The following is a 9,836-nucleotide window of genomic DNA, read 5'->3' on the forward strand; positions in this document are numbered from 1 at the left end:
CTTGGCCACCCCGCGGCCGCGGGCGCTCGCGAGGACGCCGATGTACTCGATGTAGCTGCCCGCCGGCTGGGGGTCGCCCTCGGGCGACAACCCGCCCGGCACCGTGGTCGCGATGACGGCTCCGGCAGGTCGCCGGCCCGCACCCGGCGAACCGTCCGGCCCGGCGCTGTCGCCGTCGTCGAGCTCGGCGAGCCACCAGTGGTCCCACCGGTGACCGGGGTTCTCGCGCTGGCGGACCACGAACTCCTCGAAGGTCTCCTGGTAGGAGTTGAAGTGGTCGGCGAACGAGCTCTCGAGCACGTCGTGCACCGCCCGCACGTCGTCCAGGTCCGGGAGGCCGTCGGCGCCGAGGCGGGTCCGTCGCACCACCACTCCCGGTCTGGGCGGGGGCATCGCTCCGGGGGCCCCTTCATCCGGCGTGACCTCGCGGGTCATCTGCCACCAGGTGCGCGCCCTGCTGAAGCCGGCGGCCTCGAGCCAGCGTTGCTGCCGGCGGTCCTCGGCGAACGCACCGCTGTCCAGCTGCGTGCCGGCAAGACCGCGGGAACGTGCGATCGTGCGGCCCTGCTCGGCCGCCCAGTCGAAGAGGGCGGCGGCCAGACGGTCCGCCAGGCCTTCGTCCAGCTCGGGATCGACGGTCACGGCCACGAGGCAGCGACCGGCGGCACGGTCGTGCACGCTGGCCCAGGCCCGTGCCGGGTGCTCGCCGAGCTGCAGGGGGCCCTGGTCCGGCGTGGGCTCGGGCTCCCAGACCACGACATGTTCGCGGGGGCGGGCGCCCCAGCCGACCAGCTCGGTCTGCACGGTCGTGCCGGTGGCACTGGGCCGGCCGACGGCCGCCTGCTCCTTGGCGCGCAACAAACGGACCAGGTGGTCGATGTGGTCCAGGGTGGCCGGAGTCGCGGTCCAGCCGTCGGGCAGGTTGAGGACGGGCAGGGGACTTTCTGGCGGGTTCACCCGCGAAAGTCTAGGTGTCCCCGGATGACAGGGCGGGGCCGGACACCTCGGGCCCACGGCATACGGCCGGTGCTCCGTCCGGACCGCTTGCGCCGCCTGCAGAAGCGGTCCGGACGAAGCAAAGCGGTCCGGGATGAGCACCGGCCGGCCGACCTCAGCGGTCGAAGGCCGCCGCCACGAGCGTGTGCTCCTCCAGGGCGTGCTTCTTGCTCGAGCCGCTCGCCGGCGACGCGGAGGCCGGTCGGGCGACGACCCGCAGCGGCCGCTGTTCGCCGTGGTGGGCCAGCAGCTGCGGCAGGTTGAGCGCCATGAAGGGCCACGCCCCCTGGTTGATCGGCTCGTCCTGCGCCCAGACCAGCTCGGCGTTCGGGTAGGCCTTGACCGCCTCGGCGATCTCGGCAGCCGGCACCGGCGCGAGCCGCTCGACCCGGATGATCGCGGTCCTGTCGTCCTTGCGCTTGGTGCGCTCCGCCTCCAACTCGTAGACGGCCTTGCCCGAGGCGAGCAGCACCCGGTCGACCTGCTGGGCGTCGAGCTCGACCCGGTCGGGCAGCACCGGCCGGAACGTGCCCGTCGTGAAGTCGTCCACCGAGCTCGCCGCAGCCTTGAGCCGCAGCATCGACTTCGGGGTGAAGACCACCAGCGGGCGGCGTGGCCGCGCGTAGGCCTGCCTGCGCAGCAGGTGGAAGTAGGACGCCGGCGTCGACGGGTAGGCGATCGTCATGTTGTCCTCGGCGAACAGCTGCGTGAACCGCTCGATGCGGGCCGACGAGTGGTCCGGTCCCTGGCCCTCGTAGCCGTGCGGCAGCAGCAGCACGACGGAGGAGTGCTGGGCCCACTTCTGCTCCGAGGAGGAGATGAACTCGTCGATGATCGTCTGCGCGCCGTTGACGAAGTCGCCGAACTGCGCCTCCCACAGCACGAGCGCGTCCGGGCGCTCGACCGAGTAGCCGTACTCGAAGCCCATCGCGGCGTACTCGGACAGCAGGGAGTCGTAGATCCAGAAGTAGCCCTGGTCGTCGGACAGGTAGCGCAGCGGGGTCCACTCCTCGGCCGTGGACTTGTCGATCAGCACCGCGTGGCGCTGGACGAAGGTGCCGCGGCGCGAGTCCTGCCCGGCGAGACGCACCGGGGTGCCCTCCTTGAGCAGGGTGCCGAAGGCGAGCAGCTCGCCCATCGCCCAGTCGATCCCGCCCTGCTGGGTCATCTGCTCGCGCTTCTCCATCAGCTGCTGCAGCTTGTGGTGCACGGTGAAGCCGTCGGGCGGGTTGACGAAGGCCTTGCCGATCTCGCGCAGCACGGTGGCCGGCACGGCGGTCTCCCGGTGCTGGACGGGAGCCTGGTCGTCGTCGGTCTGGGCCGTGGGCCGCTCCAGGCCGCCGTGCCCCTCCCGGTCCGTGCCCGTGTCGCCCTCGTCGTCGGTCTTGGTGTCGCTCGGCGGAGCGCTCTGCTTCTTGCTCGCCTCCTTGGTCTCCACGAAGACCCGCTCGAGCTGCTGCTGGTAGTCCTTCAGCGCGGCCTCGGCGTCCTCCACGGTGATGTCGCCCCGGCCGATCAGCGACTCGGTGTAGAGCTTGCGGACCGAGCGCTTGGCGTCGATGAGGCTGTACATCAGCGGCTGGGTCATCGAGGGGTCGTCGCCCTCGTTGTGCCCGCGCCGGCGGTAGCAGACCAGGTCGATGACGACGTCCTTGTTGAACTTCTGCCGGAAGTCGTAGGCGAGCTCCGCGACGCGCACGCACGCCTCCGGGTCGTCGCCGTTGACGTGGAAGATGGGCGCCTGCACCATCCGCGCGACGTCGGTGGAGTAGAACGACGAGCGGGATGACGACGGCGAGGTCGTGAACCCGACCTGGTTGTTGACCACCACGTGCACGGTGCCCCCGGTGCGGTAGCCGCGCAGCTGGGACAGGTTGAGCGTCTCGGCGACGACACCCTGACCCGCGAACGCCGCGTCACCGTGCATCAGCACCGGCAGCACCGTGAAGGCCTCGCCCGCGAGGTTGAGACGGTCCTGCTTGGCCCGCACCACGCCCTCGAGGACGGGGTTGACCGCCTCGAGGTGCGACGGGTTGGCCGCAAGGTAGACCTTGGTCGCCTTGCCGGCCTCGGAGGTGAACTCACCCTCGGTGCCGAGGTGGTACTTCACGTCGCCGGAGCCCTGCACGGACTTGGGGTCCTGCGTGCCCTCGAACTCGCGGAAGATCTGGCCGTAGGACTTGCCCGCGATGTTGGCGAGGACGTTGAGGCGGCCGCGGTGCGGCATCCCGATGCAGACCTCCTCCATGTCGTCCTCGGCGGCCCGGCACAGGATCCGGTCGAGGACCGCGATCGCCGACTCGCCGCCCTCGAGGCTGAACCGCTTCTGCCCCACGAACTTGGTCTGCAGGAACGTCTCGAACGCCTCGGCCGCGTTCAGCCGGCGCAGGATCCGCAGCTGTTCGTCGGACGAGGTGCGCGCATAGGGGACCTCCACCTTGGACTGGATCCAGCGGCGCTGGTCGGGGTCCTGGATGTGCATGTACTCGATGCCCACGGTGCGGCAGTAGGAGTCACGCAGGATGCCCAGGATCTTGCGCAGCTTGAGCATCGGCTGGCCGCCGAAACCACCGGTCGCGAACTCGCGGTCGAGGTCCCACAGGGTCAGGCCGTGGGTGGTGACGTCGAGGTCGGGGTGGCGACGCTGGCGGTACTCCAGCGGGTCGGTGTCGGCCATCAGGTGTCCGCGGGCACGGTAGGAGTGGATGAGCTCCTGCACCCGCGCGGTCTTGTTGACGTCGTCGTCGTGGCTGACCGAGATGTCCTGGATCCAGCGGATCGGCTCGTAGGGCAGCCGCAGCGACTCGAAGATCTCGTCGTAGAAGCCGTCGGCGCCCAGCAGCAGCTGGTGGATCACGCGCAGGAAGTCGCCGGAGACGGCGCCCTGGATCACCCGGTGGTCATAGGTCGAGGTCAGCGTGAGGATCTTGCTGACCGCGTTGCGGTTGAGCGTCTCGGTGCTCGCGCCCTGCCACTCGGCGGGATACTCCAGCGCACCGACCCCGATGATCGTGCCCTGGCCCTTCATCAGCCGCGGGACGGAGTGCACCGTGCCGATACCGCCCGGGTTGGTCAGGCTGATCGTGGTGCCGGCGAAGTCGTCGACCCCGAGCTTGTTGTCGCGCGCCTTGCGGACCAGCTCCTCGTAGGCGCTCCAGAAGTGGGTGAAGTCCATCGTCTCCGCGGACTTGATGTTGGGCACCACGAGGGTGCGGCTGCCGTCGGGCTTCTGCAGGTCGATGGCCAGGCCGAAGTTGACGTGGGCAGGCTTGACCAGGGCCGGCTTGCCCTTCGCCTCGCCGAGCGCGTAGTTCATCTCCGGCATGGTCGCCAGGGCCTTGACCATGGCGTAGCCGATGAGGTGGGTGAAACTCACCTTGCCCCCGCGGCCGCGGGAGAGGTGGTTGTTGATGACCACGCGGTTGTCGATGAGCAGCTTGGCGGGCACGGCCCGCACGCTGGTGGCCGTCGGCACCGTGAGGCTGGCGTCCATGTTGGCCACGATGCGGGCCGCGGGACCTCGTAACGGGACGATCTCGGACTCGCTCTGCGGGCCGGCGGCCTTGGGGGCGGGTGCCTCGCGGGGCTTCGGTGGTGCGGCCTCGGCCGGCGTGCTGGGCTTCTTCTCGGCGGGAGCCGCCGGGGCCTTCTGGGCGGACGCCGGCTGCTCCTTCTTGGCGGGTGCCTGCGCCGGCTTCGTGTCGGGCGCCTTCCCGACGGTGCCGGTGGACGACCCCCCGGCCGACTCGGCGGCCCCCCGCTGGCCACCGTCAGCCCTGGCATCGCCGGGCTTCGGGGTGCTGGGCTTCTGGGTGCCGGACTTCGCGGCGGCGGGCTTCTGGCTGTCGGCTCTCGCGGAGGTGCCTCCGTTGGAGGTGCCCGTCTCCGGGTCGTAGGCCGCGAAGAACTCCCACCACGCCTCGTCGACGGAGTTCTTGTCCTTGAGGTACTGCTGGTGGAGCTCGTCCACCAGCCACTCGTTCGGACCGAAAGCCGCCATCGGGTCGTTGCTGGGTGGCTGGGCTGACACGGCGGATGCGCCTCTTTCATTGCGTCTGGGGTCACGGGACCAGTAACACGCCCAGCCTAGCCCCGTGACGTGTCTCTCATGTGCTCGGCTCCGCGTGGTCTTGCCCGTCTTGCGCCCCCACCGCGCGGCAGCGTCTGGAGGACCCTGGTCCGGGCGCTCAGGAGATGTCGCGACGCACGGTCAGGGCGGACCCGATCCCAGCCATCAGGGCGGCGTAGGCCGCCAGCACGAGGGCTCCGGCCCACCACGACAGCTGCTCGGCCTCGCCCCCGCCGTTGTAGCTCTGCAGCACGGCGGTGGTGGCCCGGCTCGGGAGGAACTGGGCCACACCCGCGCCCCAGCTCTGGGTCGACAGCAGCGCGCCGGCGATGGGTTCGACGATCCAGGCCACTCCGATCGCGATGAGCAACGCGGCGACCTGGTTGGGGATCAGGATGCCGGCCCCCAGCCCGATCAGCGCCCACAGGCCGAGCACGAGCAGGATGAGCACCAGCGTGCGGACGATCGAACCGGCGCCCGCGAAGGCCGGCATGCCCCGGACGGACAGCACCGTCGCCCCGACGGCCACCGACCCGATGATGAACACGACGCCGTAGAGGCCGCCGATGCCGAGCAGCGAGATGACCTTGGCCCACATCACCGTGACCCGCCGGGGTGTGGCCAGGAAGGTGCTGGTCATCGTCTTGTGCCGATACTCGGAGCCGATCGTGAGCACCCCGATGGCCAGGGTCAGCAGGTAGCCGACCGAGACGCCCGAGGAGTAGACGTTGACCGCGATCTGGTGGTCGCTCATGGGCGGTATGCCGCCCTGGGCCGGGTCACCGAGACCGGTCCGGCTGGCGAGTGCCCCGAACAGCCCGGCGAAGGCCGCCGCGGCCACGAAGGTGCCGATGGCCATGCCCCACCACAGGCGGGTGGTGAAGAACTTGCGGAACTCCGAGGAGATGGTGGCGACCATCAGCGCATCACCCCTTCCTCGGGCGTCTCGGCGGCGGGGTGGTCGGCCGCACCACCTTCCAGGTTGCGGTTGCGGTTCTCCGGCGAGTCGGTCAGGGCGAAGAACAGCGCCTCGAGGTCGGTCTCGTCCGCACGCAGCTCATGGATCGGCAGCCGCGCCTCGAGAGCGAGGTCGCCGATCCGGGTCAGGTCGTCACCCACCACCTCGAGGCGCTGGCCGTCGAGCGCCCGTGCACTGAGGCCGCCGGCGGCCAGCGCGCGGGCCAGGGCATCGGCGTCGGTGGTGCGCACCATGGCCTTCGGGTCGCCGTGCAGCTCGGCGATCGATCCCTGCCGGACCAACCGGCCGTTGGCAATGATGACGACGTCGTCGACGGTCTGCTCGACCTCCTGGAGCATGTGGCTGGAGACGAGGATCGTCTTGCCCTCGGCGCTGAGGTGACGCAGGAAACCGCGCAGCCACCGGATGCCCTCCGGGTCCAGGCCGTTGGCCGGCTCGTCGAGGATCAGCACGTCGGGGTTGCCGAGAAGCGCCGCGGCCAGGCCCAGCCTCTGGCGCATCCCCATCGAGTAGCCCCCGGCCCGCTTGCGGGCTACCGCCGGGATGCCGACCAGCTCGAGCAGCTCGTCGACGCGCGCGTCGCCGATGCCGGCGCTCGCCGCGAGCACGCGCAGGTGGTCGCGCCCGGTGCGTCCGGGGTGGAAGTTGGTGGCCTCGAGGGCGGCGCCGACGGTCTGCAGCGGACGGGGCAGGTCGGCATACCGCTCACCCCCGATGGTCGCGGTGCCCTTGGTCGACTGGACCAGGCCGAGCAGCATCCGCAGCGTCGTGGTCTTGCCGGCGCCGTTGGGCCCGAGGAACCCGGTGATCCGGCCCGGCGCCACGCTGAAGCTGAGGTCGTCGACGGCCACGAAGCTGCCGAAGCGCTTGGTCAGGCCGGTGATCTCGATGCGGCGGCCCTCGCGACTCGCGGCGACGGGTCGGTCGGTCTCGGCGATGGTCATGACGGTGCCCCGAATGCGGTCATGGACCCATCTCACCATCCTGACGCCGCGTGCGGGCAAGTCCCTTCCCCGCGGGAGGGCGCGGCGCTCAGCGCAGGGAGCTGACGGCGGTGAGGTGCCCGGCGGCGGACCGGGTCTCCGCTCCGGCGTGGAGGCCCTCGTCGCCGGCCTGCACGCGCAGCCGCTGGGGTCCGACCATGGGGGAGACGAGGCGGTAGGCGAACTCGCGCCCGAGGAGCGAGACCCCGTGGCGTCGCGCCAGGTCGCCCATGAGCAACGCCTGCAGGGGCCCGTGGACGACCAGGTCGTCGTAGCCCTCCCGGCGGACCCACTCGCGGTCGTAGTGGATGCGGTGCGCGTTGTAGGTGAGCGCCGAGAAGCGGAAGAGCAGGACGGGGGTGACGTCGAGCTCGAGCGAGGGCTGGCGCTGCGGCTCCTGCCGCAGCTTCTCGGCGACAGGGTCGCTCCGCTCCATCGTCGCCGCTGGTCGTCGCTGCCGCCTCGGCGCCGTTTCCGGGGTGGCGCGGGAGGGTGCCCGGTAGACGATGTCCTGCTCCTCGGTGACGGCAAGCCGGCCCCGCTGCTCGATCTCGATGCGGACGGTGACGAACGTGAGTGGACCGCTGCGGCCCTGCTTCTGGTGGGTCTCGGCGACCCACGAGGTGCGGGTCGCCTCCTCGCCCAGCCGCAGGAGGGCGTGGGTGGTCACTCGACCGCCCGCGAACATGCGCGGCCGGCCGGGGCCGGGAGGAGCCGGTATGCCGGAGCTCGGGTGCCCGTCCGGCCCCAGGTCGCGCTGCGGTCGCCGGTCGAGCAGGTAGAGCCAGTGCCACAACGGCGGCACCGTCGCGGTGGCCGCTGGTTCGAGGTCGAGGTCGAGGACCCCGGCGAGGGACTCGACAGGCTCGGGAGCGAGGGTCTCGGTGCGGCGCAGCAGCGGGGTCGAGTCGGTCATCTCAGGGCCGGACCGTGCCACGCTTGACCAGCTGCCCGGCGATGACGTTGCGCTGGATCTCGTTGGTGCCCTCCCCGACGATCATCAGCGGCGCGTCGCGGAAGTAGCGCTCGACGTCGAACTCGGTGGAGTAGCCGTAACCGCCGTGGATCCGCACCGCGGACAGGGCGATCTCCATCGCGGCCTCGGAGGCGAACAGCTTGGCCATGCCGACCTCCAGGTCGGCGCGTTCGCCCGAGTCGTACCGCCGGGCGGCGAACAGCGTGAGCTGCCGTGCGGCGGTCAGGTTGGTGGCCATGTCGGCCAGGTAGTTGCCGACCGACTGGTGCTTCCAGATCGGCTGGCCGAAGCTCTCCCGCTCCTGCGCGTAGCGCAGCGAGTCCTCCAGCGCCGCGCGAGCGACGCCCAGGGCGCGTCCGGCCACCTGCAGCCGGCCGACCTCGAGACCTCGCATCATCTGCGAAAAGCCTTGTCCCTCAGCATCCCCCAGGAGCGCTTCGGCGGGGACGTGCATGTCGTCGAAGGAGAGCTCGCAGCTCTCGACGCCCTTGTAGCCGAGCTTGGGCAGGTCGCGGGACAGGCTGAACCCCGGTCCCTTCTCGACCAGCAGGATGCTGATGCCCCGGTGTGCCGGCTCGGCGGTGGGGTCGGTCTTGCACAGCAGCGCGATGAGACCGGCCTTGCGGGCATTGGTGATCCAGGTCTTCGAGCCGTCCACGACGTACGCGTCGCCCTCCCGTCGGGCGTGGGTGCGCATCGCCTGCAGGTCGGACCCGCCACCGGGCTCGGTGAGGGCCATGGTCGCGCGCAGCTCTCCGGTCGCCATACGGGGCAGGTAGCGGTCCTGCTGCTCCCGGGTGCCGTAGTCGATGAGCAGCTTGGCGACGACGGTGTGCCCGCCCATTGCACCGGCAAGGCTCATCCAGCCGCGAGCCAGCTCCTCGGTCACCAGCACGTAACAAGGCGTGGAAACCCTTGCCTCGCCCCAGGGTTCGGGGACGGCCAGACCGAAGATGCCCAGTTGCTTCATCGTCCCGATGAGGCGTTCGGGGTAGGTGTTGGTGTGGTCGAGCTCCTGGGCCACCGGCTTCACGTCGCGGTCCACGAAATCACGCACGGTGTCGACGACGGCGACCTCTTCCTCGGTCAGGCCTTCCATCAGCTGCTCTCCATCGGGTCGGGGGTTGGGTATGACGTGTGCCTGGGATCGGCGGTCAGGTCGGCGAGGTGGGCGATGACGTTGCCGGCGCAGTGGGTGGGAGGTGGTGGTGCAGCAGGGCGGCGGCCGAGTCCCACGTGATGGCAGCCGGATCGAGGCCGGTGCCGGAGAGGCAGTCCTCGAGCTTGCGGGCCAGCTCCGGCCCGGTCGGCGGCCGCTGCGGTGCCCCGGGTGGAAGCCGTAGGTCGCACACGGTGCTCGTCCCGGCCGAATGCAGCTCGATCTCGACCCGGCCGGACAGCAGCCCGTCGCCGCCATCGGACAGCTCGACCTCGACCAGCTGCACCAGGCGCTGGGCTGCCGGCCGTCGCACCGCCTCGTCGGTGAAGGACGCGAAACCGGTCTGGCCGTCGAGCAGGGTTGCCGCGACGGCATACTCGAGGCTGAACTTGCCCTCGAGACCGGTCTGCGGTCGGTGGTGCACCAGCGGCGCGACCGTGCCGGCGGGAGTGCGGACCACGATCCGTCGCAAGGCGGCCGGGTCGAGCGAGGTGGCACCGGCCTCGAGCAGGGCGCTGATCGGCCGCTGCAGAGCGTAGCAGCAGGGATAGATCTTGATGGCGAGGCCGTCCGGGACGGCCGGCCTGGCGGAGTCGGTGGCCTCGACCCGGTCCGGGCGCCCGCCCAGCAACCGCAGCCACTCGTCGACCGCACGCGGGTCCGCCGTCGCACCG

Annotated in this window: 7 protein-coding genes; all 7 read right to left on the reverse strand. The window is 70.9% G+C overall.

All coding sequences use genetic code 11. From position 1 onward, the window contains the following. The coding region (locus FRW57_RS11865; protein ID WP_152186081.1) for a hypothetical protein at positions 1-957 on the reverse strand (957 nt) is incomplete at its 3' end. Between the two features lie 154 nt (positions 958-1,111). Further along, positions 1,112-4,996, reverse strand: a complete 3,885-nt coding sequence (locus FRW57_RS11870; protein WP_137122794.1) for a multifunctional oxoglutarate decarboxylase/oxoglutarate dehydrogenase thiamine pyrophosphate-binding subunit/dihydrolipoyllysine-residue succinyltransferase subunit — start codon at positions 4,994-4,996, stop codon at positions 1,112-1,114. A 187-nt stretch (positions 4,997-5,183) separates the two neighbouring features. Further along, positions 5,184-5,984, reverse strand: a complete 801-nt coding sequence (locus tag FRW57_RS11875; RefSeq protein WP_137122769.1) for an ABC transporter permease — start codon at positions 5,982-5,984, stop codon at positions 5,184-5,186. Further along, positions 5,984-6,988: an ABC transporter ATP-binding protein gene (locus FRW57_RS11880; RefSeq protein WP_137122768.1), complete on the reverse strand. Its 1,005-nt coding sequence runs from the start codon at positions 6,986-6,988 to the stop codon at positions 5,984-5,986. Before FRW57_RS11880 ends, FRW57_RS11875 begins: the two co-directional genes overlap by 1 nt. Positions 6,989-7,076: 88 nt before the next feature. Continuing rightward, positions 7,077-7,943 (reverse strand): FAS1-like dehydratase domain-containing protein, encoded by an 867-nt coding sequence (locus tag FRW57_RS11885; RefSeq protein WP_137122767.1) that lies wholly within the window; start codon positions 7,941-7,943, stop codon positions 7,077-7,079. Between the two features lies 1 nt (position 7,944). Beyond that, positions 7,945-9,102 (reverse strand): acyl-CoA dehydrogenase family protein, encoded by a 1,158-nt coding sequence (locus tag FRW57_RS11890; RefSeq protein ID WP_202911648.1) that lies wholly within the window; start codon positions 9,100-9,102, stop codon positions 7,945-7,947. Between the two features lie 55 nt (positions 9,103-9,157). Further along, the coding region (locus FRW57_RS11895; RefSeq protein ID WP_162529340.1) for an MmgE/PrpD family protein at positions 9,158-9,836 on the reverse strand (679 nt) is incomplete at its 5' end.

The sequence above is a fragment of the Segeticoccus rhizosphaerae genome (genome assembly GCF_009192725.1).
Classification (GTDB): Bacteria; Actinomycetota; Actinomycetes; order Actinomycetales; family Dermatophilaceae; genus Segeticoccus; species Segeticoccus rhizosphaerae.